This window comes from Streptomyces sp. CA-278952 (assembly GCF_028747205.1).
In the GTDB taxonomy this organism is placed as follows: domain Bacteria; phylum Actinomycetota; class Actinomycetes; order Streptomycetales; family Streptomycetaceae; genus Streptomyces.
In genome coordinates, this window is sequence record NZ_CP112880.1 from 3126642 (window position 1) to 3153601 (window position 26960).

At 71.8% G+C, this 26960-nt stretch carries 28 protein-coding genes and 1 pseudogene; 19 read left to right on the forward strand and 10 right to left on the reverse strand.

Annotated elements, in window-relative coordinates; all coding sequences use genetic code 11:
* Positions 1–290 precede the first annotated feature (290 nt).
* From N7925_RS13755 to N7925_RS13765, 3 genes are all read left to right on the forward strand, one after another.
* The gene (locus tag N7925_RS13755; RefSeq protein ID WP_265603865.1) at positions 291–950 is read left to right on the forward strand and encodes a response regulator transcription factor; all 660 of its coding nucleotides are present in this window, start codon (positions 291–293) and stop codon (positions 948–950) included.
* 497 nt (positions 951–1447) lie between these two features.
* On the forward strand, positions 1448–3412 hold the full coding sequence (locus tag N7925_RS13760) for a 2-oxoacid:acceptor oxidoreductase subunit alpha (protein WP_274343995.1): 1965 nt from the start codon (positions 1448–1450) through the stop codon (positions 3410–3412).
* The gene (locus N7925_RS13765) at positions 3405–4478 is read left to right on the forward strand and encodes a 2-oxoacid:ferredoxin oxidoreductase subunit beta (protein WP_265599910.1); all 1074 of its coding nucleotides are present in this window, start codon (positions 3405–3407) and stop codon (positions 4476–4478) included. Before N7925_RS13760 ends, N7925_RS13765 begins: the two co-directional genes overlap by 8 nt.
* Positions 4479–4536: 58 nt before the next feature.
* Here the strand turns inward: N7925_RS13765 and N7925_RS13770 are convergent, their stop codons facing one another.
* Positions 4537–4872 carry a winged helix-turn-helix transcriptional regulator gene (locus tag N7925_RS13770; protein WP_274346461.1) on the reverse strand — a complete coding sequence of 112 codons (336 nt, stop codon included), beginning with the start codon at positions 4870–4872 and terminating at the stop codon, positions 4537–4539.
* 295 nt (positions 4873–5167) lie between these two features.
* Here N7925_RS13770 and N7925_RS13775 point away from each other — a divergent pair, with 295 nt between their 5' ends.
* From N7925_RS13775 to N7925_RS13795, 5 genes are all read left to right on the forward strand, one after another.
* Complete coding sequence (locus N7925_RS13775; protein WP_274343996.1) at positions 5168–6028, forward strand: SDR family oxidoreductase; 861 nt, start codon at positions 5168–5170, stop codon at positions 6026–6028.
* A 170-nt stretch (positions 6029–6198) separates the two neighbouring features.
* Positions 6199–7257, forward strand: a complete 1059-nt coding sequence (gene rarD / locus N7925_RS13780) for an EamA family transporter RarD (RefSeq protein ID WP_274343997.1) — start codon at positions 6199–6201, stop codon at positions 7255–7257.
* Positions 7258–7324: 67 nt separating this feature from the next.
* Positions 7325–9052, forward strand: coding sequence for an FAD-dependent monooxygenase (locus N7925_RS13785; protein WP_274343998.1), 1728 nt, complete (start codon positions 7325–7327; stop codon positions 9050–9052).
* Positions 9053–9071: 19 nt separating this feature from the next.
* Positions 9072–9602 carry a hypothetical protein gene (locus N7925_RS13790; RefSeq protein ID WP_265599914.1) on the forward strand — a complete coding sequence of 177 codons (531 nt, stop codon included), beginning with the start codon at positions 9072–9074 and terminating at the stop codon, positions 9600–9602.
* 71 nt (positions 9603–9673) lie between these two features.
* The gene (locus N7925_RS13795; RefSeq protein WP_265599915.1) at positions 9674–10033 is read left to right on the forward strand and encodes a hypothetical protein; all 360 of its coding nucleotides are present in this window, start codon (positions 9674–9676) and stop codon (positions 10031–10033) included.
* Positions 10034–10191: 158 nt separating this feature from the next.
* Here N7925_RS13795 and N7925_RS13800 read toward each other — a convergent pair whose 3' ends face one another.
* The gene (locus N7925_RS13800; protein WP_265599916.1) at positions 10192–10530 is read right to left on the reverse strand and encodes a MerR family transcriptional regulator; all 339 of its coding nucleotides are present in this window, start codon (positions 10528–10530) and stop codon (positions 10192–10194) included.
* A 671-nt stretch (positions 10531–11201) separates the two neighbouring features.
* Positions 11202–11876 carry a CGNR zinc finger domain-containing protein gene (locus N7925_RS13805; protein WP_274343999.1) on the reverse strand — a complete coding sequence of 225 codons (675 nt, stop codon included), beginning with the start codon at positions 11874–11876 and terminating at the stop codon, positions 11202–11204.
* Between the two features lie 22 nt (positions 11877–11898).
* On the opposite strand from N7925_RS13805, the pseudogene N7925_RS13810 reads away from it, so the two are divergent.
* Both N7925_RS13810 and N7925_RS13815 read left to right on the forward strand, forming a co-directional pair.
* A pseudogene (locus N7925_RS13810) lies at positions 11899–12015 on the forward strand (VOC family protein); the annotation flags it as partial.
* A 118-nt stretch (positions 12016–12133) separates the two neighbouring features.
* A complete protein-coding gene (locus N7925_RS13815; RefSeq protein WP_274346462.1) occupies positions 12134–12385 on the forward strand; it encodes a VOC family protein in 252 nt (83 codons plus the stop codon).
* A gap of 153 nt (positions 12386–12538) precedes the next feature.
* Here N7925_RS13815 and N7925_RS13820 read toward each other — a convergent pair whose 3' ends face one another.
* Genes N7925_RS13820 through N7925_RS13830 form a run of 3 tightly spaced genes read right to left on the reverse strand, consistent with a single transcriptional unit; the run spans position 12539 to position 13667 of the window.
* Positions 12539–12991, reverse strand: a complete 453-nt coding sequence (locus tag N7925_RS13820; protein WP_265599919.1) for a hypothetical protein — start codon at positions 12989–12991, stop codon at positions 12539–12541.
* Between the two features lie 5 nt (positions 12992–12996).
* The gene (locus N7925_RS13825; protein ID WP_265599920.1) at positions 12997–13410 is read right to left on the reverse strand and encodes a hypothetical protein; all 414 of its coding nucleotides are present in this window, start codon (positions 13408–13410) and stop codon (positions 12997–12999) included.
* Complete coding sequence (locus N7925_RS13830) at positions 13407–13667, reverse strand: hypothetical protein (protein ID WP_265599921.1); 261 nt, start codon at positions 13665–13667, stop codon at positions 13407–13409. The genes N7925_RS13825 and N7925_RS13830 overlap by 4 nt, the downstream gene beginning before the upstream one ends.
* Positions 13668–13774: 107 nt before the next feature.
* On the opposite strand from N7925_RS13830, the gene N7925_RS13835 reads away from it, so the two are divergent.
* Both N7925_RS13835 and N7925_RS13840 read left to right on the forward strand, forming a co-directional pair.
* Positions 13775–14611 (forward strand): helix-turn-helix domain-containing protein, encoded by an 837-nt coding sequence (locus N7925_RS13835; protein WP_274344000.1) that lies wholly within the window; start codon positions 13775–13777, stop codon positions 14609–14611.
* Entirely contained in the window at positions 14608–14817 is a 210-nt protein-coding gene (locus N7925_RS13840) for a DUF397 domain-containing protein (RefSeq protein WP_274344001.1), read from the forward strand. The genes N7925_RS13835 and N7925_RS13840 overlap by 4 nt, the downstream gene beginning before the upstream one ends.
* 62 nt (positions 14818–14879) lie before the next feature.
* Here N7925_RS13840 and N7925_RS13845 read toward each other — a convergent pair whose 3' ends face one another.
* A complete protein-coding gene (locus N7925_RS13845; protein WP_265599924.1) occupies positions 14880–15797 on the reverse strand; it encodes a hypothetical protein in 918 nt (305 codons plus the stop codon).
* 90 nt (positions 15798–15887) lie between these two features.
* Positions 15888–17045, reverse strand: a complete 1158-nt coding sequence (locus N7925_RS13850) for a S1 family peptidase (RefSeq protein WP_274346463.1) — start codon at positions 17043–17045, stop codon at positions 15888–15890.
* Between the two features lie 523 nt (positions 17046–17568).
* Here N7925_RS13850 and N7925_RS13855 point away from each other — a divergent pair.
* The 5 genes from N7925_RS13855 (at position 17569) to N7925_RS13875 (ending at position 21996) form a co-directional block, all read left to right on the forward strand.
* Entirely contained in the window at positions 17569–18228 is a 660-nt protein-coding gene (locus tag N7925_RS13855) for a GntR family transcriptional regulator (protein ID WP_274344002.1), read from the forward strand.
* 70 nt (positions 18229–18298) lie between these two features.
* Positions 18299–19306 (forward strand): 1-aminocyclopropane-1-carboxylate deaminase, encoded by a 1008-nt coding sequence (locus N7925_RS13860; RefSeq protein ID WP_274344003.1) that lies wholly within the window; start codon positions 18299–18301, stop codon positions 19304–19306.
* A gap of 111 nt (positions 19307–19417) precedes the next feature.
* On the forward strand, positions 19418–20308 hold the full coding sequence (locus tag N7925_RS13865) for an HAD family hydrolase (protein ID WP_274344004.1): 891 nt from the start codon (positions 19418–19420) through the stop codon (positions 20306–20308).
* A 124-nt stretch (positions 20309–20432) separates the two neighbouring features.
* A complete protein-coding gene (locus N7925_RS13870) occupies positions 20433–20948 on the forward strand; it encodes a lytic polysaccharide monooxygenase auxiliary activity family 9 protein (protein ID WP_265599928.1) in 516 nt (171 codons plus the stop codon).
* A 274-nt stretch (positions 20949–21222) separates the two neighbouring features.
* Positions 21223–21996 carry a calcium-binding protein gene (locus N7925_RS13875; protein ID WP_274344005.1) on the forward strand — a complete coding sequence of 258 codons (774 nt, stop codon included), beginning with the start codon at positions 21223–21225 and terminating at the stop codon, positions 21994–21996.
* Positions 21997–22095: 99 nt separating this feature from the next.
* Here the strand turns inward: N7925_RS13875 and N7925_RS13880 are convergent, their stop codons facing one another.
* Positions 22096–24312, reverse strand: a complete 2217-nt coding sequence (locus tag N7925_RS13880; RefSeq protein WP_274344006.1) for a SpoIIE family protein phosphatase — start codon at positions 24310–24312, stop codon at positions 22096–22098.
* Between the two features lie 282 nt (positions 24313–24594).
* On the opposite strand from N7925_RS13880, the gene N7925_RS13885 reads away from it, so the two are divergent.
* Positions 24595–25800, forward strand: coding sequence for a serine/threonine-protein kinase (locus N7925_RS13885; protein ID WP_274344007.1), 1206 nt, complete (start codon positions 24595–24597; stop codon positions 25798–25800).
* A 90-nt stretch (positions 25801–25890) separates the two neighbouring features.
* The gene (locus N7925_RS13890; protein ID WP_274344008.1) at positions 25891–26040 is read left to right on the forward strand and encodes a hypothetical protein; all 150 of its coding nucleotides are present in this window, start codon (positions 25891–25893) and stop codon (positions 26038–26040) included.
* Between the two features lie 46 nt (positions 26041–26086).
* Here N7925_RS13890 and N7925_RS13895 read toward each other — a convergent pair whose 3' ends face one another.
* Positions 26087–26677 carry a TetR/AcrR family transcriptional regulator gene (locus N7925_RS13895; protein ID WP_274344009.1) on the reverse strand — a complete coding sequence of 197 codons (591 nt, stop codon included), beginning with the start codon at positions 26675–26677 and terminating at the stop codon, positions 26087–26089.
* Positions 26678–26960: the final 283 nt, after the last annotated feature.

Genomic DNA, 26960 nt, shown 5'->3' on the forward strand with positions numbered 1-26960 from the left:
GTCCGGCGGCGCACAGCCGTGATCGTCCGGGGCACGTGGCCACCCCGGGCCCGGGCACGCGCCGCCTGTGCCCGGGGCATACGGCCGCCCGCGCCCGGGGGCGTGCGGGGCACTGCTGCCGGGCCGCGTGGGTTATCCACAGGGCGCCCCATCCGTCTCCGGGTCCTGGGATGCTTGTGCGGTCGGGGCGCGGTGTGCGGTGGTCGGGCGTGGTGCGTGCGGGGTCGCGGGGAACGCGGCATATTCGGAACAGTGGGGGACTCGCAGTCGTGGAGAACGTGGAGAACAGGGTGCGCGTGGTCATCGCCGAGGATTCGGTCCTGCTCCGGGAGGGGCTCACCCGTCTGCTCACCGATCTCGGGCACGACGTGGTGGCGGGGGTCGGGGACGCGGAGGCGCTCCTCAAGACCGTGGCGGACCTCGACGCCCAGCAGGCGCTTCCCGATGTGGTGGTCGCCGATGTGCGGATGCCGCCGACGCACACCGACGAGGGCGTGCGCGCGGCGGTGCGGCTGCGGAAGGACTATCCGGACATCGGGGTGCTGGTCCTCTCCCAGTACGTGGAGGAGCAGTACGCCACCGAGCTGCTGGCGGGCAGCAGCCGCGGGGTGGGGTATCTGCTGAAGGACCGGGTGGCCGAGGTCCGCGAGTTCGTGGACGCCGTCGTCCGGGTGGCGCAGGGCGGGACGGCGCTGGATCCGGAAGTGGTGGCGCAGCTGCTGGGCCGCAGCCGCAAGCAGGACGTGCTGGCCGGGCTGACGCCGCGCGAGCGGGAGGTCCTGGGGCTGATGGCCGAGGGCCGGACGAACTCCGCGGTCGCCCGCCAGCTCGTCGTGAGCGACGGGGCGGTCGAGAAGCATGTCAGCAACATCTTCCAGAAGCTGGGGCTCTCGCCCAGCGACGGGGACCACCGGCGCGTCCTCGCCGTGCTGACCTACCTGAATTCCTAGGCATCTGACACCCTGACAATCTGACGCATCGTCAGATGATGACGAGAGGACGAGGGGGGGCGAGCCCGGGCCGCACGCACCCCAGTGCCGACCGATGCCCCGAGGCTGCCCCGGGGCGCCCCAGGAGCATTACGGGAGCGCCCTGGGAGCGCCCCGGGGGCATTGCGGGCATCGTGCGGGCCCGAGGGTGTCCGGCGGGCGCCGGGCGGGCACCTCTGATCAAGGAAGGGTCGACGGAGGCCCGGGCGACCGAGGGCATGGGGGATGGGGGATGGGGATTCAGGGGGGCCTAGGACGAAAGACCCAGGGAGCGGCCGCCTCCATCCCGCGATCGGGGGGCTTGCGAAACGTGACAAACCTGACTCAAAGGGTGTCTCAAAAGAGCGTCCACCATATGATCGGTCCCTGGGAGGCCACCTACGCGGACGTAGGGTGGCCTCTGGGATCGCCGGCTGGCCGGACGGTTCCGAACCGCCGCCCAAGGGAGGTCCAGTTCAGTGACGAGCCAGGTCAGTAGCGCGGCAGAACAGGCCGAAGAGGCCAACGACGCCGTCCTCGGGGGTCAGCGAGCCCCCCTGTCAGGTACGACGGGAACCACGGGCGGCGGCGGGAAGGAGATCCGTCGCCTGGACCGGGTGATCATCCGTTTCGCGGGCGACTCGGGTGACGGTATGCAGCTCACGGGTGACCGGTTCACCTCGGAGACCGCTTCCTTCGGCAACGATCTCTCCACGCTGCCGAACTTCCCGGCCGAGATCCGCGCCCCCGCAGGCACTCTGCCGGGGGTCTCTTCCTTCCAGTTGCACTTTGCCGATCATGACATTCTGACCCCGGGCGACGCCCCCAACGTCCTGGTCGCGATGAACCCCGCCGCGTTGAAGGCGAACATCGACGACGTTCCGCGCGGCGCGGAGATCATTGTGAACACCGATGAGTTCACCAAGCGGCCGATGGCGAAGGTGGGGTACGCGACCAGTCCGCTGGAGGACGGTTCGCTGGAGGCCTACAACGTTCATCCGGTGCCGTTGACGACGTTGACGCTGGAGGCGTTGAAGGAGTTCGGGCTGCCCCGCAAGGAGGCCGAGCGGTCCAAGAACATGTTCGCGCTGGGCCTGCTGTCGTGGATGTATCACCGGCCGACCGAGGGCACGGAGACGTTCCTGCGGCAGAAGTTCGCGAAAAAGCCGCAGATCGCCGAGGCGAACGTGGCGGCCTTCCGGGCGGGGTGGAATTTCGGTGAGACGACCGAGGACTTCGCGGTCTCCTACGAGGTCGCCCCGGCCACGCAGGCCTTCCCCACCGGCACCTACCGCAACATCTCCGGGAATCTCGCCCTGTCCTACGGGCTGATCGCGGCCGGGCAGCTGGCGGAGCTGCCGTTGTATCTGGGGTCGTATCCGATCACTCCGGCGTCGGACATCCTGCATGAGCTGTCGCGGCACAAGAACTTCGGTGTGCGGACGTTCCAGGCGGAGGACGAGATCGCCGGGATCGGTGCGGCGCTGGGCGCGGCCTTCGGCGGGGCGCTGGGCATCACGACGACGTCCGGCCCGGGGGTGGCGCTGAAGTCGGAGACGATCGGTCTCGCGGTCTCCCTGGAGCTGCCGCTGCTGATCGTCGACATCCAGCGGGGCGGCCCGTCGACGGGGCTGCCGACCAAGACCGAGCAGGCCGATCTGTTGCAGGCGATGTTCGGCAGGAACGGTGAGGCCCCGGTTCCGATCGTGGCTCCGCGGACTCCGGCCGACTGCTTCGACGCCGCGATCGAAGCGGCCCGGATCGCCCTGACCTACCGCACCCCGGTCTTCCTGCTCTCCGACGGCTACCTCGCCAACGGCTCCGAGCCGTGGCGGATCCCGGAGACGTCGACCCTGCCCGACCTGAAGACCCCCTTCGCCACCGGCCCGAACCACACGCTGGCGGACGGAACGGAGGTTTTCTGGCCCTACAAGCGCGACCCGGGGACCCTGGCCCGCCCGTGGGCGGTCCCCGGGACGGCCGGCCTGGAGCACCGCATCGGCGGGATCGAGAAGCAGGACGGCACGGGCAACATCTCCTACGACCCGGCCAACCACGACTTCATGGTCCGCACCCGCCAGGCCAAGATCGACGGCATCGAGGTCCCCGACCTCCAGGTCGACGACCCCGCCGGGGCCCGCATTCTGGTGCTCGGCTGGGGATCGACGTACGGGCCGATCACCGCGGCGGTGCGCCGGCTGCGGGCCGCGGGGGAACCCATCGCCCAGGCCCACCTCCGCCATCTCAACCCCTTCCCGAAGAACCTCGGCGAGGTGCTGAAGCGCTACGACAAGGTCGTCGTCCCGGAGATGAACCTCGGCCAGCTCGCCCTGCTGCTCAGGGCGAAGTATCTGGTGGACGCCCACAGCTACAACCAGGTCAACGGAATGCCGTTCAAGGCCGAGCAGCTCGCCACGGCCCTCAAGGAGGCCATCGATGCCTGACACCGAGGAACTGCACCACAACGACCTGCTGCAGCTGGTGCCCAAGGCCGAGGCGAAGCAGTCCATGAAGGACTTCAAGTCCGACCAGGAAGTCCGCTGGTGCCCCGGCTGCGGCGACTACGCGGTGCTCGCCGCCGTCCAGGGGTTCATGCCGGAGCTGGGCCTCGCGAAGGAGAACATCACCTTCGTCTCCGGAATCGGCTGCTCCTCCCGCTTCCCGTACTACATGAACACCTACGGGATGCACTCCATCCACGGCCGCGCCCCCTCCATCGCGACCGGGCTCGCCACCTCGCGACGCGACCTGTCGGTCTGGGTCGTCACCGGCGACGGCGACGCCCTCTCCATCGGCGGCAACCACCTCATCCACGCCCTGCGCCGCAACGTCAACCTCAAGATCCTGCTCTTCAACAACCGGATCTACGGGCTGACGAAGGGCCAGTACAGCCCCACGTCCGAGCTGGGCAAGATCACCAAATCGACGCCGATGGGGTCGCTCGACGCGCCGTTCAATCCGGTGTCCCTCGCCATCGGCGCGGAGGCGACGTTCGTGGCGCGCACGGTCGACTCCGACCGCAAGCACCTCACCAGCGTGCTGCGCGCCGCCGCCGAGCACTCGGGCACGGCGCTGGTGGAGATCTACCAGAACTGCAACATCTTCAACGACGGGGCTTTCGAGGTCCTCAAGGACAAGGAGCAGGCCGCCGAGGCCGTCATCCGCCTCGAACACGGTCAGCCGATCCTCTTCGGCTCCCAGGAGCCCAAGGGCGTCGTACGCGATCCGGCCACCGGCGATCTGAAGGTGGTGGCCGTCACGGAGGAGAACCGCTCCCAGGTCCTCGTCCACGACGCCCACGCGGAATCACCGACGACAGCGTTCGCGCTGTCCCGGATCGCCGACGCCGACACCCTGCACCACACCCCCATCGGAGTGCTGCGCAGCGTCGAACGACCCGTCTACGACACGCTGATGTCCGACCAGCTCGACGCCGCCGTCGAGCAGAACGGCAAGGGCGACCTCGGCTCGCTCCTCGCCGGCAACGACACCTGGACCGTCGTCGGCTGAGGCCGGGGAAGGACCGTACGCGTACTGCCCCGGGGCCCGGGCCCGATCCCTCACGGGGTCAGGCCCGGGCCTCGTCGTATGCCTCGCGTGCCGCCTGCACCGCGCCCACCTGGCGTTCGGTCCAGCGGGCGAGCGCCCAGACCTGCTCGGCGGCCTCGATGCCGAGAGGGGTGAGCGTGTAGTCGACCCGCGGCGGGATCACCGGCTTCGCGTCCCGGTGGACGAAGCCGTCGCGCTCCAGCGTCCGGAGGGTCTGGGCCAGCATCTTCTCGCTGACCCCGCCCACCGCGCGGCGCAGTTCGCTGAAGCGGTACGAACGCTCCAGCAGTGCCGCCAGTACGAGGACGCCCCAGCGGCTCGTCACGTGTTCCAGGATCAGCCGGGACGGGCACATGGGCTGGTTGACGTCCCAGGCCAGGAGGGAGGACAAGGCCCCACCACTGCCTTCACTCGGATTACCCGGACGACCCGGGCGATCCGGATCACTCGGACGACCCGGATGACTCAGATGACTCGGATGACTCGGATGACTCGGACGGGGAATCTCCGCACTCTCTGCCATGCCGGTACCTTACTTCAAAGTGGGTACTTTCCTACAGTTAGCGCTGCCCGTAGGGTCGTAACCGAAGCGCAGAAACGGACCGAACCACCGAAACCGCATCATCGAACCACCGAATCGGAGACCCCTCATGAGCATCGTTGTCACCGGAGCCACTGGCGCACTCGGCCGCCTCGTCGTCGACGCCCTGCTGGCCGAGGTCCCGGCCGGCGAGGTCGTCGCGGTCGTGCGCGACAAGGAGAAGGCCGCCGCGCTCGCCGCCCGGGGCGTGGAGCTGCGCATCGCGGACTACGACCGCCCCGAGTCCCTCGCCGGAGTCTTCCGGTCCGGCGACCGGGTCCTGCTGATCTCCGGCAGCGAGGTGGGTAAGCGGGTGCCGCAGCACGCCTCGGTCGTCGACGCGGCGAAGGCGGCGGGCGTCGCCCAGCTCGCGTACACCGGCGTGCTCGGCGGGCCGGACGCGGACTTCGCACTGGCCGACGAGCACAAGGCCACCGAGCAGCTGATCCTCGACTCCGGGCTGCCGTACACGTTCCTGCGCAACGGCTGGTACACCGAGAACTACACCGCCAACCTGGCCCCCGTCCTGGAGCACCGCGCGGTGCTCGCCAACGCGGGCGAGGGCCGTGTCGCCTCCGCCTCCCGGGCCGACTACGCCGCCGCGGCGGCCGCCGTGCTGACCGGCGACGGCCACCTGAACACCGCCTACGAGCTGAGCGGCGACACCGCCTGGTCGCTCGCCTCGTACGCCGCGCTGCTGTCCGAGCTGACCGGCGAGGAGATCACGTACAAGAACGTCCCGGCCGCCACCCATCAGGAGGCCCTGGTCGGCGCCGGACTGCCCGAGGGCTTCGCCGCGATCCTCGTGGACGTGGACGAGGCGATCGGACGGGGACGGCTCGCGGGGACGAGCGGCGACCTCGCCCGGCTCATCGGCCGGCCGACGACACCCCTCGCCGAGACCGTGCGCGCCGCCCTGCCCACCGCCTGAGCCTCGCCACCGCCCCCTGCGCCGCCCGCCCCACCTCATCCCACAGGACCCCGTCATGAGCGCCATGAGTGTCATGAGTGTTTCCGTGAGACGGCTATGACACCAAGCCCTTCGGGCGCTACCGTCGTGCCGTCGGCGGATCCGTCGGCGCGGCCGGGCCGGGAGGGCACGTGGAGGGGAAGAACGAACAGCGGGCAGGCCTGCTGTACGGAATCGGCGCGTACGGGATGTGGGGCCTGGTCCCGCTGTTCTGGCCGCTGCTCAAGCCGTCCGGGGCGATCGAGATCCTCGCCCACCGGATGGTCTGGTCGCTCGGCGTCGTCGCCGTCGCCCTGCTGGTCGTAGGCCGCTGGGCCTGGATCGGCACACTGGTCCGCGACCGGCGCAAGCTGGGCCTGATATCGGTCGCGGCGGCGACCATCACCGTCAACTGGGGCCTGTACATCTGGGCCGTGAACAACGGCCAGGTCGTCGAGGCCTCGCTCGGCTACTTCATCAATCCGCTGGTCACCATCGCCATGGGGGTCCTGCTGCTGGGCGAACGGCTGCGGCCGGTCCAGTGGGCCGCGGTCGCCACAGGGCTGGTCGCCGTCCTCGTCCTGGCGATCGGCTACGGCAAGCCGCCCTGGGTCTCGCTGGTGCTGGCGTTCTCGTTCGCCACGTACGGCCTGGTGAAGAAGAAGGTCAACATGGGCGGCCTGGAGTCGCTGGCCGCGGAGACCGCCGTGCTCTTCGTGCCCGCGCTCGGCTTCCTGCTCTGGCTCGCCGCCACCGGCGGGTCGACGTTCGCGACCGGGGGCGCGGGTCACGGGTTCCTGCTCGCCGCGACGGGCATCGTCACGGCGGTGCCGCTGATCTGCTTCGGCGCGGCGGCGGTCCGGGTGCCGCTGTCCACGCTGGGGCTGCTCCAGTACCTGGCGCCGGTCTTCCAGTTCGGGCTGGGCGTCCTGTACTTCAACGAGTCGATGCCGCCCGAGCGGTGGGCCGGGTTCGCCCTGGTCTGGCTGGCGCTGTCGCTGCTGACCTGGGACGCGCTGCGGACCGCCCGACGCAACCGGGCGCTCGCCCTGAAGCTGCTGGCGACGGCGGCCGCCGCACCCGCGGCCATGCCCCCGGGCCCGGCAGCCATCACCCCGGACCACGCGGCCACGAGCGAGGACCCCGAAGCCATGACCCCGGACCCCACGCCCACGCCGCAGGGCAGCCCCGCCCAGCAAAAGGTTACCTAGTTGCTTTTTTTACTCAGTTACGTTTTCCTGTCCCTGGATGGATCGGGAGTGTGACCGAGGGAGAAGCATGGGCATGACCGACGTACTCATCGTGGGAGCGGGACCCACCGGGCTGGTGCTGGCCTGCGACCTGGCCCGGCGCGGCGCGACCGTACGGATCGTGGACCGGTCCCCCGCCCCGCCGCGCACCTCGCGTGCCAAGGGCCCCAACAGCCGGTCGCTGGAGATCCTGGACGATCTGGGAGTGGTCGAGGAGGTGCTCGCCGCCGGTTCGGCCCCGCTGCCGATGCTCAAGTACCGCGACCGCCTCCCGGTCGCGGAGGCCGATCCGTGGGCGGACTCCACGCCGTCGCCGGGCGTGCCCTACGACCGGGGGTGGCTGATCGCCCAGTGGCGGCTGGAGGGGATCCTCCGCGACCGGCTGGCCGGTTACGGCGTCCACGTCGAGCCGGGCCGCGAGGTCGTGGGGCTGACGCAGGCACGTCACGACGACGGCGGAGGCAACGAGGACATCAAGGACGTCGGGGGCAGCGAGGGCAGCAAGGGTTACGAGGGTTTCGAGGGCAACGGGGGCCACGTCGACGTCGCGTACGCCGAGGGGCCGGCCGGGCGGGCCCGGTACGTCATCGGCTGCGACGGCGCCCACAGCTCCGTACGGAAGCTGCTCGGGATCGGGTTCGAGGGGACCACCGACGACGACCAGGTGATGGTCTGCGGCGATGTCGACCTGGCCGAGGGCGCCCTGGACCGCACCCGCTGGCACCAGTGGTTCGACGAGGACGGCGCGGTGATGCTCTGCCCGATCCCCGGCACGCGGACGGGCTGGTGGTTCCAGGCCGGGCCGGAGCGGGACGGGCGGGGACAGCCGCTCGCGCCCACCGCCGACGGGTTCCGGCGGCTGCTGGCCCGCCACACCGCCCTGCCCGGCCCGGCGCTGACGCGGGCGGAACTGCTGTCGACGTACCGGGTCAACGTACGGATGGCGGACCGGTTCCGCGCGGGCCGGGTCCTCCTCGCGGGCGACGCGGCGCACGTGCACGCCATCGCGGGCGGCCTCGGGATGAACACCGGCATCCAGGACGCGTTCAACCTGGGCTGGAAGCTGGGGCTGGTGCTCACCGGTCACGCGGACGCGCAGCTGCTGGACACCTATGAGGAGGAGCGGCTTCCGGTGGCGGCCCGGACCCTGGACCTCACCTCGGAGCGGCTGCGGGCCACCCTGGAGGCGATCCGCCGCCCCGGTGGCGGCCTGGACGCGGCGATCACCCCCGACACCACCGGCCTGGACGTCGGCTACCGCTGGAGCTCGCTGGCCGCCGGGGACCGGGAGCCGGAGGCCGACAAGTCCGGCCCGCGCGCCGGGGACCGTGCCCCGGACGTCCCCTGTGCCGATGTCGTGACCGGGGCCCGGACCCGGCTGCACCGCGTCTTCGCGGGTCCCCGCACCACGGTCCTCGGTTTTGGCCCCGGGAGCACGGCGGTGCTGCGCGGGACGGCGGACGCGTACGGCGACGCCGGGGTGCGGATCTGCCGGGTGTACGCGGCGCACGAGGACCGGGCAGGGGCGGAGCCGGGAGCGGTGGTCGACGACGCGGGCCACGCGGTCGCCGCGTACGGAACGGAGGCCTCCGGTCGTACCGGTACGGGCACCGTCGTGGTCGTCCGCCCCGACCACCACGTGGGCCTCGTCGCCCCGGCGGACGACGCCCGCTCCGTACGGGAGTATCTGCGCCGGCTCCACGGAACGGGCCGGTCCGCGGAACGGTCACCCGACATGGTGGACGCCGTGCGGTAAAGGCTGATTGAGTGCCCGGATGGGGACTGTCCTGGGGGCCATGAGGAACGTGCGGTGGCACGAGCTGCAGCACGCGTACGGCTCCGCGTCCCAGGTTCCCGGTGTGCTGTCGCGGATCGCCTGGGGGGACGCGCCGACCTCGGACGAGGCGCTGAGCGATCTGGAGCGCTGGATCGGCACCCCGCCCGTCTTCGACTCGACGGCGGCGACGGTGCCGTTCCTCTGGGAGCTGGCGGCGACGGACACGGTCAGGGACCGGGCGGGAGTCCTGGACCTGCTCGCCACGATCCTGGCGGCCGGGAACCCCGATCACCCCGCGTGGACCCGCGCCGCGCACCACGCGGTGGCGGCGGGCCGCGCCACGGCGGCCCGGCTGGGCGCCGCGCCCGCCACGCCTGCCGCGACCAGCCCGCCCGACACACCCGAGGCCGGGGGCCCTTCCCCGGCGCGGACCGTACGCACGGCTGCCACGCGTCTGCTGACCGCGATCGACCGGCACACCTGCCCGGCCTGCGCCGGTCTCCGCCCGCGCGAGGCCCAGATGCGCTGACCCGGCGTCGTGGACGCCGGTGACGGCACACCCCTCGAACCGGCCGGGCGGCGTTGCATAGAGTTGACCCCATGTCGAAGCCTGACGAACTGCTTGTCGATATCGCTGCTCTGGTGGAGTCCGGGCACAGCAATCAGATGACTCTGACCGTGGTCGCCGGTGGTGCTGTCATCACCGGGCGACTGGCCCCCGAAGCGGTCTGGAGGCAGCGCGTGTCGGAGGTCCTGGCCGACTCGGCCCGCCTGAGCGAATTCTCCGCCGTCTTCACCGCCCCGACGCCTGTGGAGAAGACACCCACGCATCTCCACTTCCACGTGGCGCGGATTCTGCAGGGAACGGTGGGGATCCCGGACACGGGCGGGATGTACCGCGTGGCGATCGAGGACGTCAGCGCCTGGACCATGGGCGACTTCAGCTACTCCGACCACTAGAAATACGCCTCTGCGCTCTGACGGAACCCTGCCCGCGGCGAGGGCCCGACCGGCGCCTGCCGCTCGGGCCGCACCGTTTCCTGCTGGCGGGCGCTGCCGTGCTCGGCCACGAGTGGCACGACACGACAGCGGGCCGCCGGGCAGGGGGCGATGCCGCCTCAGCCTGCGGTCGTCGGGTTCTCCGACGTGGCGGCTTTGCGGTATTCGGCGTTGATGCGCTGGGCTTCCTCAAGCTGGTCTTCGAGGATGACGATGCGGCAGGCAGCCTCGATGGGGGTCCCCTGGTCGACGAGCTCCCGGGCCCGTGCGGCCATACGCAGCTGGTAGCGGGAGTAGCGGCGATGCCCGCCCTCGGAACGCAGCGGGGTGATCAGGCGGGCCTCTCCGATGGCTCGGAGGAAGCCCTGCGTGGTACCGAGCATCTCGGCGGCCCGGCCCATGGTGTAGGCGGGATAGTCGTCGTCATCGAGACGTCCGAACGAGTCGCCTGCTGTCATTTGCACCTCTCTGTGGAACGCGTCGAGGGGCCCGAGTGCCGTACGGCACTCGGGCCCCGAAGGAACTGCTACACCATCTGCCGGCCCTGTTACTGCGCCGGCCCTGTGTTTCCGCCGACCCGGCCTGGAATGCGCCGGGGCTGCGGGGATCGCGGTTGCTTGACCGGAGACCACCTCACTATCGATGTCCTGCGGTACCCGGGCTCTCACGGCTCCGCCCGGGCGATCCTGATGGCGCCTCGCTCCTCCGTTCTTCCCTCTGGGATCAATCACTTGCCTACTGCTGGTGGTGCTGCACTGCTGGTAATGCTCTGTACTGCTGTATTGCTGCACTGCTTCCGCGTGAACCGCGGTACTGCTGACGGCGGCCCCTGATCACTGCGGGCCACCCAGTGCGGCCGCCAGTCCCGTCGCCGTCTTGCAACAACCCTGGCTTCGAAACTCCGCCACCGCACCGTCCTGCGAACGGCAACTTCTTCTGTACTGCTGCCCGGCAGTTCGTCTCTGCCGGGCCCTTCTGTCTCTCTGGGCTACAAGAGAAACCATAGCCACCGCACCATCCAATGTCTACTCCGACGAGCACAGATTTCCGTGATCCATGCACAGAGATAGTCGGCATCGACCACAGGGTGGCGCCCGGCCGGCCATGACCGGCCGGGGCAGAGCCCCTTTCACTCCCCGTCGGCGGTGCGCCGGGCGCGGTGGGCCCGGACCTTGTGGCGGTTGCCGCAGCGCTCCATCGAGCACCAGCGACGCTTGCCGGGGCGGGAGGTGTCGACGAACAGCAGGCGGCAGCCGTGCGCGCCGCACGTGCGGACCCGGTGGGCGTACGCCCCGGTGAACAGGTCGACCGCATCGCGGGCGACGGTGGACAGCAGCCCGGCCCCGGTGCCCCCGGGGACCCATTCCCGGTTCCCGCCCGGGGCGAGCCGGGCCGTCAGGGGCGGGCGCGCCGCGGCGTCGTTGAGGGTGGCGAGGTCGTCCGGGCCGGGCGGCGCCCCCGCCACATGGCCCTCCGCCAGCCGCCACAGCGCGTCGCGCAGAGCACGCGCCTCCGCCACCTCCCCCGCGCTCACCACGAGCGCGGGACCCGGGCCGTAACCGGGCCCGCCGCCCGGGCCGAGCCCGTCCGGCAGCCGGCTCTCCTGCGCCCAGCGCACCAGGTCGGCCGGCTCGTGCAGCACCTCGAAGTACACCAAGGGGCCCGGACCCCCGGTCGGCAGGAGCTCCAGGCACAGCGCGCCCGGATCGAACCGGAACGAACTGCCGTCCGGATGCCTCAGCAACAGCCCGGAAGACTCCCGCCGTTCCGACCGATCCGGCGTGTCCGTTGCCTTTTCACTCATGTAACCACTATAAACGGTTTCCATGACACAGACACAGACACAGGCACAGAGACAGACACAGACACTGTCCTGGAAGCTCGTCATCGACTGCGCCGACCCGCACGCACAGGCCGGATTCTGGGCGGCGACCCTGGGCTATCTCGTCGAGGACAACAGCCCGCTGGTCGAGCAACTGCTCGCCGCCGGAGCCGTACCGGAGGCCATCACGACCCAGGCCCACGGCCGCCGCGCCTGGCTGGACCTCGCGGCCGCCCGGCATCCGGACGACCCGTACGACGAGGTCAGCGGTACGGGGCAGGGGCGGCGGCTGCTCTTGCAGCGGGGTACCGGAGCCGAAGACCGTGAAGAACCGCCTCCACATCGACGTGCACTCCGCGCCGGGGCAGCGCGACGGGGAGGAGGCACGGCTGGTGGAGCTGGGCGCGCGGGTGGTGCGCACGTTCGACGAGCGGGGCGGGAGCTGGGTCGTCATGATGGACCCCGAGGACAACGAGTTCTGCCTCAGCTGACGCGGGGGCCGGTGGACCGACACACCCAGCGCGGCCACACCTCGCCCCATCCGGGGACCAGCCCGTGCGTCAGCAGGCTGCCCGGGGTCGACACCACTCCGCCGGGCGCAAGCACCGTTAGCGCCGTTAGCGCCGTTAGCGCCGTTAGCGCCGTCAGGGCCTGTCGGCCTGGGCTCCCAGCCCGCCGCCCCCGTCGCGGTCGCGTCGTACGTCCTCCCGGATCCGCTCCGCCATCAGGTCGGCGAGCGGGTCTCTCACGTCCCAGGAGTGCGCGGCCGGGTGCCGGTCGTACAGCATGCAGGCGTCCCCCTCCTTGACGGACAGCCGGTGAATGACGGCCGGGCACGGCAGCAGTTCCGTGAAGCGGAACTTCCGGCGCCCATCGGTGTCGGTCCAGAACATCCACAGGTCCCGCCCGGCGGGAGCCGAGGCCGACCAGAGCTGGGCCGCGTGCTCGGCCCCCTCGTCGTGCTCGCCGAGTTCGCAGAGCAGGAAGTCGTCCAGGTCGGGCGCTTCCGACGCCTGGCCGGGTCCGTCCGCCAGGCCCATGAGCGCGACGCGCGCACCCATCTCGGGGAGTTCGCTGAAGGCGGTGCACTGCAACATGGCGCTCATCCTTGCCGGTGAGGAGGGGGAGGAACAGAGGGACGGGCGGCGGCGAGGGGGCGCATGACGAGCCCGTACCAGGCCGCCGCGTCCCGGGCGACGAACTCGTACGGCAGCCCCTCCGCGAGCCGCCCCAGCGCGTAGTCGTGCTCGCGGAAACTCTCCGCCCAGGACCGGAGTTCGGCCGGTGCGTCGCGCCGGCCGCCTGCGGGGGCCGGGTACAGCACACGGGCCGGGGCCCAGAGGGTGTACGGGTCCGGGTCGAGCGCGTCCGCGAAGCGCCGGGCCTGCCGCCGCAGCCAGCGAAGGGCCAGCCGTCGCGTCGGCGCGAGGACCCCGCCGAGCCGGACGGACCGCACCGCGTCACCGCCGTGGCTCTCGGCGACGTACCAACCCCCTTGCGCCCGGGCCGCGTTCACAGCACCTCGCCCCGGCTGCGGGCATTCAGCCGTGCGGTCCTGGCCCGAAGCTGCTCTATCAGGAGCGCGGGCCGGACCCGGTGCGGCTCCGCCTCCCACTCGGCCCCGCCACCCACCGGTCGCAGCGACCAGTAGGGGCCGGCGACCCCACGGAACTCCCCCACCCGGTCACCACGACCGGTGTCCACCACAAGCGTTCCGGGGGCCGGAGGGTCGGGAGGTTCCTCTGCATTCGGGCAACCGTTCTCGCCGTACACCTATCGCTCCTCTCTGTAGCCATATGACTACCGGGGCGATTCAGCGTGACCTACCGTGAAGAGCCATTCAACTTGCCCATTCGGCACGGAAGATCGGGACGGGGTCCGTGAACATCAAGGAGTTGAACCCGGAAAGCTCCGCGCAGGCGGCCTACGGTGCACGTCTGCGCGGGTTACGGGAGCAGCGGTGCTGGACACAGGAGGAGCTGGGGAACCGCAACGGCTACTCCAGCACGCACATCTCGTCGGTGGAAACTGGTCGTAAACTCGCGACCTTGCGCTTTTCGCGCAGTACCGACCGGGTGCTGGGGCTCACCGGGACCGAGGCGTCGTTCGAGCGCGAACTGGGCCAGATCAAGCACGGCAGCCTGCTGGAGGGCTTCCCGGAGTTCCTCGGTTACGAGCGCCGGGCGGCGGAGATCCGGCTGTACGAGGTCGGCGTCATCCCGGGCCTGCTCCAGACACCGGAGTATGCGACGGTCCTGGCAGACAGTGTCGTCAGGCGACAAGGGATCACCGCCGACCAGGCGCAGGAGCGGGTCGCGCTGGTCGCGGAGCGTCAGGCGGCGCTGGTCCGGGAGAAGCCGCCGCTGGTCTTCGCGATGCTGGACGAGAGCTGCCTCCGCAGGCCGGTCGGCAGGCCGGAGGTCATGAAGGCACAGATGGACCGGCTCATCGAGTTCGCCGAGCAGCCCAACACGGTGCTCCAGGTGGTGCCGTTCACCATGGGAGAGCACCGCCCGTTCAGTCTGCCGATCACCATTCTGACGATGCCCGACCGCTCGCTCATGTCGTACGCGGAGTCGGCGCAGCAGGGCTATCTGGAGCGTGAAAGCGGCTCGGTAGTCCCGCATCTGACGGCCTACCATCAGATGCAGGCGGTAGCGCCCTCCCAGGCCGCGTCCGTAGACATGTTCAGGCAGTTGCGAAAGGGCACCCCGTGACAACCGAGACCCCCCGTTGGTTCACGTCCTCGTACAGCGAAAACGGCGGCCAGTGCGTCGAGGTCGCCACCAACCTCGCCACCCCGCACGGCATCGTCCCCGTCCGCGACTCCAAGAACGTGAGCGGCCCGGCCCTCGACATCCCCGCGAGCGCGTTCACCGCCTTCGTCGCGGGCGTCCGGGCCGGAGACCTCGGCACCGTCTGAGCGGCCCGAAGGCCATACCGCGAGGCCCACCGCGTACGGACACGCGGTGGGCCTCGCGTCGCTCAGTCGGGCCACGTCCACTCGATCCCGTACACGCCCGGTACGCACCGCGTCGGCATGAGGTGGGTCGTGTGGAAGTCGTCCAGGGCCGTGCGGTGGCGGTGGCTGGGGTCGGCGCCGATCCGCTCGCGGCGGTATCCCCAGCAGTGGGTGGGCACCGCCCCGGGATCGAAGCGCACGTGGAGCAGGTACGCCCGCAGCGGAGCGGTGACGCGGCGCTCGTGCTGCCAGGAGGCCTCGCCCTCCGCGGCCAGCGTGTAGGAGACCACCGCCGTCTCCGTCCGCGCCAGCCGGCGCCCGAGCGGAATGTCGGCCGCCACGCAGCCCAGCTCCTCCAGAAAGCGGATGCGCGGTGCGGGGCGTCCGGGGACGGTGAGGACCGCCGTCCCGGCTTTCGGGGAGTCGAGGAAGTGGACGACGGTGAGGTGGTCGACGCCGTCGTGAACGGCCTGCACCACCGTGGTCACCGAGGTCTCGCGGATGGCCCGGCGGTCGTCCAGGCAGACCGTCTCCTGGACGGTCAGCGCGCGCAGACCCGCGTTGAAGTGGACGAAGGCGTCGCCAAGGGCCTGCTCGACGTCGGAGTCCTCACCGAAGACACCTCGGGCCGCGGCCGGATCTGGCGGCCGGGCCCCGCCCCGGGGGCGGTGCGGTCCCAGCAGCGAGCGCAGAGTGCCGTTCGGCAGGTCGAGCAGGGACTCCAGGGCGTCGACGGCGCGCAGCGACTGGGCCTTCTCGGGCTGGCTGCGACCACGCTGCCAGTGGCTGAGGGTGGCGAGGCTGACGGATATCTGCTGGGCCCGCAGGTGGTCGCGGATGCGTTCCAACGGCAGTCCGCGTCGGCGCAGGGCGTGCCGGAACACGGCCGCGAACGTCGCGTCGGTCCCTTCGAGGTCTTCGAGATCGAAGATGTGCGGCATGGCGTCTCTCAACGGTCTGCGGGCACCGGCGGCGCGGGGCCGCTCACCTTAGCCCGGTGGACGGCCCCTGGTCAGCCCTTCTGCCGCAGGTCAGTTGGTGTTGAGGGTCAGCCCGTAGTAGGCGAGGGTGTCGTCGAGCGGCTGGAAGTAGGAGGAGCCCCGGGAGTTGACTCCGCCGGTGCAGCGCTGGTTGGTGGGGCCGCCGGAGGTCATGCCCTGGGCCTGGTTCCCGGAGATGTACGCGCCGCCGCTGTCGCCGCCCTCCGTGCAGACGCTGGAGGTGGCGAGGCCGGTCACGACGGTGTCGGGCCCGCCGTTGAGGTCGACGTAGGTGACCGAGACGTTGTAGGAGCCGACCGACCCGCAGGTCCAGCCGGTGGTGGCGCCGGACTTGCAGAGCGAAGCCCCGGAGTAGGCCCGGCTGCTGCCGCGGACGGCGATCGGGTTGGTGTTGCCCCAGGTGCCGACGCTGGTGGTGATGGAGTGGCCGGAGTTGACGGACGCGATGCCCATGTCGACGCTGCGGGTGCCGAGGGCGTAGCGGGTCTTGGTGCCCTTGGCGAAGGCGGTGCCGTCGTAGCGGAGGGTCGGGAGGTTGGCGACGCAGTGTCCTGCGGTGACCAGGTACTGGTTGCCGGACCGGTCGCGGGCACCGTAGCCGACGGAACACCAGCCGGTGGTGTTGTTGATCGTCATCTTGCTGCCGGGGTATATCGCGGCCTGGGGTGCGACCTTCTCCTCGCCGCGCACGATCTTGACGGCGGAGCCGTGCTTGGCCGCTGCGGCGAGGAACGCCTTGGCGGGGGCCGAGCGGTCGCTGTTCACCTTGACGACAACCTGGTCGGTAGCGAGGTCCACGGACCAGGCCACCACTCCGGCCGGGGCGCTCTTCGCGGCGGCGGCGTCGAGCTGGGCCTTGATCCGGTCGAGGGTGCTCTCGCCGCGGGCGGGCAGCCGGGCGTCGAGTCCGGCCTGTTCGAACCGGGCGACGTCAGCACGTTTCTCGGCGTTGACGGTCAGGTCGCCGGAGGCGTCGAAGAACGCCCCGTTCTCGGCCAGTCCGCCTTTGCGCAGCTCGGCGAGCCGCTTCTGCTGGGCGTCCTGCCGGTCCAGCCGGTCGGTCGCCGCCTTCTCGTCCACGCCGAGCGACGCGGCGAGCGCCCGCACCATCTCGGGCTGGTAGAGCGGGGCGGACGAGTCTCCGGCGGGGGCGGCGCCCTGGGCCTGAGCGGTGACCTGGGTTCCCATGACCACGGAGGCCGAGAGCGCGGCGGCGCCGAGAGCGAATCTGACCTTGCCGGAACTGCGGGAACTGCCGGCACTGCGGGAATTACGGGAATTACGGGAATTACGCACGCTGATTCCTTCCGGATGGCAGGCGAAAACTCGCGAGGGGGGTTGATTCGGCGATACGTCAGCGCGTGTCGCCGGGAGTGGGTTTTCGCCCGGCGGTGGGAACGATGCCCGCCGCGAGATGAACTGTGGCCCAACGCCCGCGTGCCAACAAGGTGGTTGGCGGGAGCAAGTTTTTACAGAACACCGGGGAGACTGTAAAAGCCGGCAATCGCCTTTCGTCCGTCGGCAACGCACCGATCAGCGAGTCCGCGCCCGCTCGACTCGGCATTCCTGTCCGACCGACAGCCACTTCATCGAGCGCCGTCGGGGTGCACCCCCTTCTCGACGCGGCGTGCCCGCCCGTAGCCGCGACGACCAACAGCCGTCGCAAGCACGTGTCTTGACAGCCCCACTGGCGCAGCATGCAATATATTGCATGCCAGTTCCGCAGAACCGAGGTCTCGTCTCCCGGTCGCTCCTGCGCGAGAGCGCCTACCGGGCCATCCGCGACGCCATCGTCGACGGCACGCTCGCACCCGGCGAACGCCTCAACGACGGTGACCTGGTCGCCTGGCTCGGAGTCAGCCGTACGCCGGTGCGCGAGGCGCTGGCGAGGCTGGAGCAGGCGGGGCTGGTGCAGACGAAGCCCGGCCGGTACACCATCGTGAGCCCGCTCGACGTCCGCGCCGTGCGGGCCGCGCAGTCGGTCACCTCCGCCATGCACGAACTCGCCGTACGGGAGGCGGTTCCGCAGCTGGACGCGGTCGAGCTCGACGCCATGCGCGAGGCGAACGCCCGATTCGCCGACGCCTTGCGGCGCAACGACGCCGAGGCGGCGCTGGAGGCCGACGACGCCTTCCACCGCGTCGCCGTGACCGCCTGTGCCAACGCCGCCGTCACCACCGTCCTCGATCAGTTCACACCCGTGCTGCGGCGCCTGGAGCGGCTGCGCTTCTCCTCGCTGAGCGGACGCGGGTCGGTGGCCCAGCACGACCGGATCATCGGACTGTGCGCGGCCGGGGACGTCGAGGGCGCGGTGGACGCCACCCGGGCGAACTGGCAGACGCTGCTGCCGTTGCTCGACCCGTCCCCCTGAACGCCCTCCACCACGCGACCCGCCGCAGCGCCACCGTGCCGGACCCGTCCACACCCACGAGGAGCCCGCGATGTCCCTTGACGACTTCGAGCGTTACCCCCTGCTGTTCGGCCCCAGCCCGGTGCACCCGCTGGACCGGCTCAGCGACCACCTAGGCGGTGCGCGCGTCTGGGCCAAGCGCGAGGACTGCAACGCCGGTCTCGCTTACGGCGGCAACAAGACCCGCAAGCTGGAGTACCTGCTCCCCGACGCCCTCCGACAGGGCGCGGACACCCTCGTCAGCATCGGCGGCGTGCAGTCCAACCACACGCGGCAGGTGGCGGCCGTCGCCGCACGCGCCGGTCTGAAGGCGGTCCTGATCCAGGAGAGCTGGGTGGACTGGCCCGACTCGGTCAACGACAAGGTCGGCAACATCCTGCTGTCCCGCATCATGGGCGCCGACGTGCGGCTGGTGCAGGCGGGCTTCGGCATCGGCGTCAAGGACAGCTTGCGCCAGGCGCTGGAGGACGTACGGGCGGCGGGCGGCACACCGTACGCCATTCCGGCGGGCGGCTCGGACCATCCGCTGGGTGGCCTCGGATTCGCGAACTGGGCGCGCGAGGTGCAGCTACAGGAGCAGGAGTTGGGCGTCTTCTTCGACACCGTCGTGGTGTGCAGCGTCACCGGCAGCACCCAGGCCGGCATGATCGCCGGATTCGCGGGCCAGGACCGGCCGCGGCGGGTCCTGGGCATCGACGCGTCGGCAAAGCCCACCGAGACCCGCGACCAGGTCGCGAAGATCGCCCGCAGCACCGCAGAACTCGTCGGCCTGGGACGCGAGTTGAAGGATGACGAAATCACCGTCCTGGAAGGCTGGGCCGGAGACCTCTACGGCGTACCCGTGGCGTCCACGGTGGAGGCCATCAAACTCACCGGCCGGCTCGAAGGCGTGATCATCGACCCGGTCTACGAGGGCAAGTCCATGGCCGGGCTGATCGATCTGGTGCGCGGCGGCGAGATCCCCAAGGGGTCCAACGTCCTGTACGCACACCTCGGCGGCCAGCCCGCACTCAACGCCTACAGCGGCATCTTCCGCTGACACCCCCGCGGTTCACCGCCCGGCCGGGGCCATTTCGGTCCCCGGCCGGGGCCTTACCCGATCCGCCCCTGGCACGCAAGCGGCCGTTCGGGCCCTTCTAGGCTGGGGCCCATGCCCACGCCACCCGCATACGCCCCCGGCATCACCCCCGCATACGCCCTCGTCGCCACGGACCTGGACGGCACCCTGCTGCGACCGGACGACACCGTGAGCGCCCGGTCCCGGGCCGCGCTCGCCCTCGCCGCCTCCGCCGGGGCCCGGCACCTGGTCGTCACCGGGCGGCCCGCGCCCGGGATTCGGGCGTTGCTCGCGGACCTGGCGTACACCGGGCTCGTCGTCTGCGGGCAGGGCACCCAGCTCTACGAGGCCGGGGCGGGCGGCGGGCGGCTGGTGCGGTCCGTCGCCCTGGACCGGGAGGCCGCCGACACCGCGCTCGGGAAGATCGAGGCGGAGGTCGGGGCCGTGTTCGCCGCCGTGGACCAGGACGGCGTGGACGGGGTGACCCTGATCGAGGCCGGCTACCGGATGCCGAACCCGACGCTTCCCGCCCAACGCGTCCGCTCCCGGGCCGCGTTGTGGGAGCGACCCGTGATCAAGGTGCTGGTGCGCCACCCCGACCTGGGCGACGACGCGCTGGCCGCGGCCGCACGCGCGGCCGTGGGAGATCTGGCGACGGTGACCATGGCGGGTCCCGGCACGGTGGAGCTGGCCCCGCGCGGGGTGGACAAGGGCACGGGTCTCGCGGTGGCCGCCGAGCTGCTGGGGGTCGCGGCGGAGCGGATCGTCGCGTTCGGGGACATGCCCAACGACCTGCCGATGTTCGCCGGTTCGGGCCACCGGGTCGCCATGGGCAACGCACATCCGGAGCTGCGCGCGGCGGCCGACGAGGTGACCCTGTCGAACGCGGAGGACGGGGTCGCGGTGGTCCTGGAGCGCCTGTTCGGCGCGGCCGAAGCCCGGCAGCCGGGCACAGAGGTCACCTCGGACACTAGCTTGGTCTAGACCAAGCGCGGTACGCTTCCGTCGCTAACCGCGACAGCCCCACCGTCACGGCGTAGCTGCTTGACATGCGCATGCCTGACCCGCTGTCGCGCGGGCGGGCACGGACCCCCACAGAGGAGTTGTCATGAAAAGCAAGAGGCTCTTAGCCGTCGCCATCGGCGCGGGAATCGCCCCGCTCCTGGCCGTCACGCTGCCCGCGAGCAGCGCGAGCGCGCACGGCTACATCTCGTCACCCCCCAGCCGGCAGGCCCAGTGCGCCGCACGCACGATCCCCTGCGGCGCCATCCAGTACGAGCCGCAGAGCGTCGAGGGCCCCAAGGGCCTGATGAGCTGCAGCGGAGGGAACGCCGGCTTCGCCGAGCTCAACAATGACAGCAAGGGCTGGAAGGTCACCCCGGTCTCCCGGACGACCAGCTTCAACTGGCGGCTGACGGCACGGCACGCCACCAGCACCTGGCAGTACTACGCGGGCGGCCGGAAGATCGCCGAGTTCAACGACGGCGGCGCACGGCCCGGCGAGACCGTCACCCACCAGGTCAGCTTCGGCGGCCTGTCCGGCAAGCAGAAGGTGCTGGCCGTGTGGAACATCGCCGACACCGCCAACGCGTTCTACGCCTGCGTGGACGTGAACGTGAGCTGAAGCGGTACCGCGTGCACGTGAGCCGACTCGGTATCGCGGGAACGTGAACCGACTCGGTACCGCGTGAACGTGAGACGCCGGTACCGCGTGAACGTGAGCTGACGCGGTACCGCACCCGCCCGGCCCCGCCGGGACGAACAGAGCCTGTCCGGGGTCCCGGAGCGCGCCGGTCGCGGTCGTGAGGACGCCGCCCTCGCGCCGCGGTCGCCGGCACCCCGGGCAGGCCCCCGCCCGCAGGCCGACCCACCGGCCGCCCCACCGAGACGAGGCCCCCATGAACCGACACCGACTCACCGCCCACGCGGCCGTCGTGGCCCTGCTCGCCACCGGCCTCGCCGCTTCCCCGGCGCTCGCCGCCCCCACCGGCACCGGGGCGAAGGCCCGCGTCGGCGCCGACTGGGCGAAGCAGTCGATCACTTTCACCGCCGGCGCGGGACAGGTGAACGACCTCCACGTGGTTCCCATGGACCGGGGCGACGGAGTGCGGCGGATCGGCTTCCGCGACGCGGTCCCGCTCGTACCCGGCGACCACTGCGCCTACCTCACCCCCGGGGACGAGACCTACGTCGTCTGCGAGCTGCCCACCGACAGTCCCCGCCCGGACCGGATCCACGTCTTCCTCGGGGACGGCGACGACGAGATCGCCACCAGCGACCCCGGGGTCGCCACCGTCAGCGGCGGCTCCGGCGACGACATGCTGCACGCCCACACCGCGCACACGGTGCGGGGCGACGCGGGGAACGACATGGTCATGGGCCGCGCGGTCCTGGACGGCGGCGACGGCATGGACCACCTGATGGCCGTCGACGGCGACCAGCGGCTGTGGGGCGGCCGGGGCGACGACATGATCGAGGCGTACGACGGCAGAGACCTCGTGTACGCGGGCCCGGGCGACGACCACGTCATGGGCGGTGAGGGCGACGACATCCTGTTCGGCGGCTCCGGCGACGACATGGTGCACGGCCAGGACGGCGACGACCTGATCGTCGGCGGCTCCGGCAAGGACAGCGTCGACGGAGGCCCGGGCCGGAACATCGTCCTCCGGTAGGCGAGGCGGAGGGCTGGGGGCGGGCCGAGAGCCCCGGGGCGGCCGAGGGCCCCGGGCACCCGAGGACCCGGCCTCCGAAACCGCAGGCGCCCCTCGCCGCTACCGCCCGCCGCCCGCGTCGTCCGGCGCGTCACCCACGTCGCCCGGTTCGCCGTCCGCCTCGTCACCCACCTCGCCCGGTTCGCCGTCCGCGTCGTCCGGCTCGTCATCCGGCAGTTCCTGCTCGGTCCACAGCACCTTGCCGTCCGGCCCGTGGCGGGCTCCCCAGTGGGAGGCGAGCCGGGAGACGATGAACAGGCCCCGGCCGCCCTCGTCGACGGTCCCGGCGTGCCGCAGGTGCGGGGCGGCCGTGGAGCCGTCGTGGACCTCGCAGGTCAGCGCGGAGTCCAGCAGGAGGCGCAGCCGCAGCGGCGGGGTGCCGTAGCGGACGGCGTTGGTGACCAGCTCGCTGACGATCAGCTCCGTCGCCTCGACGGTGTCCTCGTCCAGCCCCCAGCCCTGGAGCCGGTCGCGTACGAACCCCCGGGCGGCGCCGGGCGTCGTGGGGTCCTGGGCCAGGTCCCAGGTGGCGACCAGGTGGTCGGAGACCGTGCCCGTACGGGCCAGGAGCAGGGCCGCACCGGCGGAGCGGGTGTCGTCCGGCAGCGCGTACACGATGTCGTCGCCCAGTTGCTGGAGGCTCCGGTCCGGCCGGGCGAGGGCCTCCGTGATGCGTTCGGTGGCGTGGTCCCCGGAGAGCAGGTCGGCGGTGCAGAACGCGAGGAGGCTGCCCACCTCCAGGGTGACGGTGGCGGGGGCGAAGAGAGCGCTGTCGGTGGAGAAGAGGCCGGGCCCCTCCGGCATGTCGAGGGCGACCGCCCGCCCGTCGGCGCCGACGATCAGCGGCGCGGGATGCCCGGCGCGCGCGACGGTGCAGGTCCGGGTGAACGGGTCGTAGACCCCGTACACGCAGCCCGCGCTCAGGGGTTCGCCCCGGAGGGCGTCGGCCGGGGGCAGGGCGGCGCGTTCGTGGGCGAGGCGGTCGGCGGTGTCCTTGAGCCGGGCGAGGACCTCCTCCGGCTCCAGGTCGAGACCGGCCAGCGCCTGGATGACCGTACGCAACTGGCCCATGGCGATCGCCGACTGGAGGCCCTCACCCGCGACGCCGCCCACGACGAGCGCGGTGCGCGCGCCGGACAGGGCGATGGTGTCGAACCAACAGCCGCTGTCCCGGCCGGGCAGCAGGACGTGCACGGTGTCGACGGCGGCCTGCTGCCGTTCGGCCTGCGGGAGCAGCCGCCGCTGGACCGTCGCGGCGATGACGTGCTCGCGCTCGTAGCGGCGGGCGTTGTCGATGCCGAGGGCCGCCCGGGTGGCCGCCGCGACCGCGAGGGAGAGGTCGTCGTCGTCGAAGGGCTCGGCCGCTCCGCAGCGGTAGAGGCTGACCAGCCCGAGGACCGCGCCCCGCAGGGTGAGGGGAACGACGATCAGGGAGTGCGCGCCGGTCTCCGCGACGGCGCGCGCCCCGTCCGGGTCGGTTTTCAGCCAGGAGGTGTCGGGCGCGAGCGGGACCAGCCGGGCCCGCAGGTCGGTGGTGGCGAGCGCGTACGGCGTACGGGCGGGGAGGCGGCGGGTCACCCCCGCCGAGCACTCCCGGTCTCCGCCCTGCCCCTCCACCGTGTCCCGGACGGAGTCGCACCGGCCGCTCGCGGCGCAGTGCAGCGGGGTGCCGGGCGGCAGCGGGCCCACCGGCGGGTCGGCGCCGCGCAGGACGTCGTCCACCACCTCGACGACGGCGAGGTCGGCGAATCCGGGCACCAGGGCGTCGGCGAAGGCGCGGCAGGTGGCGGCAACGTCGAGGGAGCCGCCGACGGCGTCCCGCACGGCGGCGAGTGCGGCGTCCCGGGCGCGGGCCCGTTGGCGCTCGGTGACGTCGACGACCGCGGTCAGCAGGCCGAGGGCGGGTGCGTCGGGGCCGCCGGGGCCGTCGAGGCGGTAGACGGAGACCAGGAACTCCCGGTCGCCGGGGATCTCGCGCAGCCGGCCGCGCACGAGGCGGTCGCGCACCGGGCCTTCGCCGGCGAGCACCCGCTTCATGAGCTGCTCGGCGCCGTCCGGGTCGTCGAGCCGGAAGGCCTCGGTGAACCGGCGGCCGATGTACTCCCCGGTCTCCACACCGTCGACGAGTGAGTTGGCCCGTACGAGACGGAGCTGCGGGTCGAGCACGACCAGGCCGACGGCGGACTGGGTGAACAGGGTCGCCAGCAGTGCCTCGTCCAGCTGGTCCGGGACGCCCCGGGGCGTCCCGCGCCCGGCCGGGGTCTCGGCGTCCGCCACGGCTCCACCCGCCCTCCGGCTCCGGCGCACCGGTGCACCGGAGCCGGTACGCGCCGGACCAGCATCACCCGCCGCACCGGGCCCGGCCACCGGTGGAGGGCAGAGGCGTGAACGACGGGCCCGGCGGGCCCGGGTCCGGCCGGTCACTGCGTCATCGAGTCCGGGTCCGATCGGTCACTGCGTCATCGAGTCCGGGTCCGATCGGTCACTGCGTCATCGGGCCCGGGTCCGGCCGGTCCCTGCGTCATACTGACCGCCGGAACACAGGGGGGCGTACAGCGCATGGAGTACGGGGCGGACGGCGGCGGGCTGCCGGAGCGGATCGGCGGGTACGCCGTGGAGCGGGAGTTGGGTGCCGGCGGGATGGGCACCGTCTATCTGGCGCGTTCCCGCGGAGGGCGCGCGGTGGCCGTGAAGGTGGCCCGCCCGGAACTCGCGAGCGACCCGCACTTCCGCGAGCGGTTCCGCGCCGAGGTCGCCGCCGCCCGCAGCGTGGGCGGCTTCCACACGGCCCCCGTGGTGGACGCGGACCCGGAGGCGGCAGCGCCCTGGCTGGCCACGGCGTACATTCCCGGGCCCACCCTCTCCGCGCTCCTGGAGGCCGGGGGGCCGTTGGACGAGGCGCGGCTGCGGGGGCTGGGCGCGGCGCTCGCCGAGGCGCTGGCGGCGATCCACGGCTGCGGCCTGGTGCACCGCGATCTCAAGCCCGGCAACATCATCATGGCTCCGGACGGCCCGCGGGTCGTGGACTTCGGCATCGCCCGGGCACTGGAATCGACCCGGCTGACGGCGACCGGCACGGCCTTCGGCACGCCGGGGTTCCTGGCGCCCGAGCAGGCCCAGGGGCAGGAGGTCGACGGCGCCGCCGACGTGTTCGCGCTGGGCGCGGTGCTCGTCGCGGCGGCGGGCGGCAGCGCGTTCGGGGCGGGTACGCCGATGGGCATGATGTACCGGTCGGTGCACGAGCAGCCGGACCTGGCCCGGGTGCCGGAGGGGCTGCGCCCGGTGCTCGCGGCCTGCCTGGCCAAGGACCCGGGGGAGCGGCCCACCCCGGCGGGCCTGCTGGACCTGTTCGTACAGGACGCGGTGACGCACTCTCCCGCCGCGGCGTACGCCCCCACCGTGCCCGTGCTTCCGCCGCCGCCGTCGTACGCCCCGTCCAACGCCCTCCCGCCGCACCAGGTCCCGACCGTCCTGGCGGGCGCCGCACCGGCCGACGCCGACCTCACGTTCGTGGCGGTCGGCCCGGGAGGCTCCCTGCTGATCGACGCCGCGGGCGTCACGCTGGGCCCGGAAGGCGCGGAGACGCACTACCCCTGGGCCGAGATCGGCACCGTGACGTACGCGGCCGAGGGCCCCAAGCACCTCAGGGTCGTCGTCCACCCGCACCGCGGCACGGCCCACCCGTGCCTCCTCGCCGCCCGGCGGCGGAGCCGCCTCCAGGAGTGGCTGGAGGATCTGCCCCTGATCCTGGAGTGCTTCGCGTAGCGGTGATCAGCAGGGCCTCGGGGCACGGCGTCGTCCACGCGCCGGCGAACGGCACGATGAACATCGGCGGCGAGAAATGAAGGGGCCCACGTGACCGACGAAGTGACGCTGCTCGCCGAGGCGGGCGCCGCGGTCGTGGTGGCGGCGATGGCCACGGACCCGTGGCAGGGCACCAGGGATGCCGTCCTCGGCCTCTTCCGCCGGAACGCTTCGCCGTACGGCACGGGGACATCCCTATGACGCGTGGGGCGAGCGGCGCCACCCGACAGGATCCGGACGGCGGGACTCAGTAGCCCGGCGCGCGCAGGGAGCGCAGCACGTGGTTCACCAGGGCGGCGATCGTCTCCTCGTCCTGGACGGGCTTGCGCAGTACATGGCGGTAGTAGACCGGGCCGTACAGCATCTCCACGGCGAGCGGGAGGTCCGCACCGGGCGGGATCTGGCCCTGTTCCTGGGCGCTGCGCAGCCGGCCGATCGCTTCCTCGACGCGCGGGTCGACCAGCTCCTCCCGCAGCTGCTGGGCCAGCAGGTCGTCGTGGTGCAGCTCGGAGAGGATGCCCGCGTAGGCGGGGCCGAACGGCGGGACCGAGAGCAGTCTCACCGCGCCGGCGACGTGGGCCCGCAGGTCGGCGCCGATGTCGCCGGTGTCCACGAACGGCGTGGCGTCGATCAGGGCGTCCGTGAACGCCTCCAGCAGCACCGCGCCCTTCGACGGCCACCAGCGGTAGATCGTCTTCTTGCTGACCCCGGCCCCGGCCGCGATGGCCTCTATGGTGACGTGTCCGTACCCCCGCTCCGTACAGAGATCGAGAGCGGACCGCAGGATCGCGCGGCGTGATCTTTCGCTGCGGCGCACACTGCTCGGCGATGTGATCATTCGGTGAGCATAGGGGGGTTCCAGCCAATCTCTTGTTGACATCTCGTCGCCAAAGACCGAACAATACCCAGGCGGAAACGGAACGTACCGTGTCGTGTCGTTCCCGGTGTCCGCACCGTTCGTGCCGTTCGTGCCGCGACGAGCCGATCGGGGGACGGCTCGCCCGGCCGACGGCGCGGACGGCCTCCCGCCGATCTGATCCAGCCAGGAGTTGCGCCCTCCCGGATCGTCTATCCCAGGCTCCCAGACCTGCCAGGCCTCTCAGGCCTCTCAGGCCTCCGAG

What these genes read in the sequence shown, in the direction of transcription:
- N7925_RS13765 (WP_265599910.1), top strand. Translation starts at nt 3,405, where the DNA reads ATGCCTGACACCGAGGAACTGCACCACAACGACCTGCTGCAGCTGGTG.
- N7925_RS13770 (WP_274346461.1), bottom strand. Translation starts at nt 4,872, where the DNA reads ATGTGCCCGTCCCGGCTGATCCTGGAACACGTGACGAGCCGCTGGGGC.
- N7925_RS13775 (WP_274343996.1), top strand. Translation starts at nt 5,168, where the DNA reads ATGAGCATCGTTGTCACCGGAGCCACTGGCGCACTCGGCCGCCTCGTC.
- N7925_RS13785 (WP_274343998.1), top strand. Translation starts at nt 7,325, where the DNA reads ATGGGCATGACCGACGTACTCATCGTGGGAGCGGGACCCACCGGGCTG.
- N7925_RS13790 (WP_265599914.1), top strand. Translation starts at nt 9,072, where the DNA reads ATGGGGACTGTCCTGGGGGCCATGAGGAACGTGCGGTGGCACGAGCTG.
- N7925_RS13795 (WP_265599915.1), top strand. Translation starts at nt 9,674, where the DNA reads ATGTCGAAGCCTGACGAACTGCTTGTCGATATCGCTGCTCTGGTGGAG.
- N7925_RS13800 (WP_265599916.1), bottom strand. Translation starts at nt 10,530, where the DNA reads ATGACAGCAGGCGACTCGTTCGGACGTCTCGATGACGACGACTATCCC.
- N7925_RS13805 (WP_274343999.1), bottom strand. Translation starts at nt 11,876, where the DNA reads ATGAGTGAAAAGGCAACGGACACGCCGGATCGGTCGGAACGGCGGGAG.
- N7925_RS13820 (WP_265599919.1), bottom strand. Translation starts at nt 12,991, where the DNA reads ATGTTGCAGTGCACCGCCTTCAGCGAACTCCCCGAGATGGGTGCGCGC.
- N7925_RS13845 (WP_265599924.1), bottom strand. Translation starts at nt 15,797, where the DNA reads ATGCCGCACATCTTCGATCTCGAAGACCTCGAAGGGACCGACGCGACG.
- N7925_RS13850 (WP_274346463.1), bottom strand. Translation starts at nt 17,045, where the DNA reads ATGGGAACCCAGGTCACCGCTCAGGCCCAGGGCGCCGCCCCCGCCGGA.
- N7925_RS13855 (WP_274344002.1), top strand. Translation starts at nt 17,569, where the DNA reads ATGCCAGTTCCGCAGAACCGAGGTCTCGTCTCCCGGTCGCTCCTGCGC.
- N7925_RS13860 (WP_274344003.1), top strand. Translation starts at nt 18,299, where the DNA reads ATGTCCCTTGACGACTTCGAGCGTTACCCCCTGCTGTTCGGCCCCAGC.
- N7925_RS13865 (WP_274344004.1), top strand. Translation starts at nt 19,418, where the DNA reads ATGCCCACGCCACCCGCATACGCCCCCGGCATCACCCCCGCATACGCC.
- N7925_RS13870 (WP_265599928.1), top strand. Translation starts at nt 20,433, where the DNA reads ATGAAAAGCAAGAGGCTCTTAGCCGTCGCCATCGGCGCGGGAATCGCC.
- N7925_RS13875 (WP_274344005.1), top strand. Translation starts at nt 21,223, where the DNA reads ATGAACCGACACCGACTCACCGCCCACGCGGCCGTCGTGGCCCTGCTC.
- N7925_RS13885 (WP_274344007.1), top strand. Translation starts at nt 24,595, where the DNA reads ATGGAGTACGGGGCGGACGGCGGCGGGCTGCCGGAGCGGATCGGCGGG.
- N7925_RS13895 (WP_274344009.1), bottom strand. Translation starts at nt 26,677, where the DNA reads ATGATCACATCGCCGAGCAGTGTGCGCCGCAGCGAAAGATCACGCCGC.